We start from the raw sequence: 575 nt of genomic DNA on the forward strand, positions 1-575 counted from the left end.
TGATAAGAGTGCAGCTTTCTTTGGTGAGAACGGTCTGTATTCCACCCTCTAGGGTGTTCAGAAGGTTTAGGCAATTTGACGTGTTTTACAATGACAGAGCGTTGAGCAAATATCAGCCTAACCAATTCTCCGTAACCGCCCCAAAGTGACTGGATTACTTCACTCGACAGCAATGCACCGAGATCAAGATCCTGGCTGATATTTTGATACAAAAGGTGGTGGTCATTCATACTCAAGCAAGAAGATGCGACCAAGCTTGGTTACGGTTGATGTAATGCGCCACATACGGGCAAACCGGTTCGATTTTATAGCCCAGAGCTTCAATTTCTGGGAGTACCGCTTCCATCATTACTTTGCCATAACCTTTGCCTCGCAGCTCTTCTGGTACGACCGTCGATGTTATGTGCATCACATCATTTTTCAACTCGTAGACCACTTTTGCTTTGAAGTCTTGCTCTAAATCAACCCAAAAGAGGCCACTTTCAGTGTCGTGAATCACTTTATGCATATCTTCTTCTCTACTTTTGTTACGGATTTATTGAATCAAACTATATCACTGAATAAAATCATTACCA

At 42.6% G+C, this 575-nt stretch carries 1 protein-coding gene and 1 pseudogene; both read right to left on the bottom strand.

From position 1 onward, the window contains the following. Positions 1-230 (bottom strand): annotated as a pseudogene (locus tag R7Q46_RS28960) (phosphotransferase); the annotation flags it as partial. A 2-nt stretch (positions 231-232) separates the two neighbouring features. Beyond that, on the bottom strand, positions 233-508 hold the full coding sequence (locus R7Q46_RS28965) for a GNAT family N-acetyltransferase (protein ID WP_005462904.1): 276 nt from the start codon (positions 506-508) through the stop codon (positions 233-235). Positions 509-575: the final 67 nt, after the last annotated feature.

Source organism: Vibrio sp. 811 (assembly GCF_033339195.1).

Bases quoted from the DNA above. Each gene is read 5' to 3' on its own strand.
- R7Q46_RS28965 (WP_005462904.1), bottom strand. From the start codon at position 508: ATGCATAAAGTGATTCACGACACTGAAAGTGGCCTCTTTTGGGTTGAT.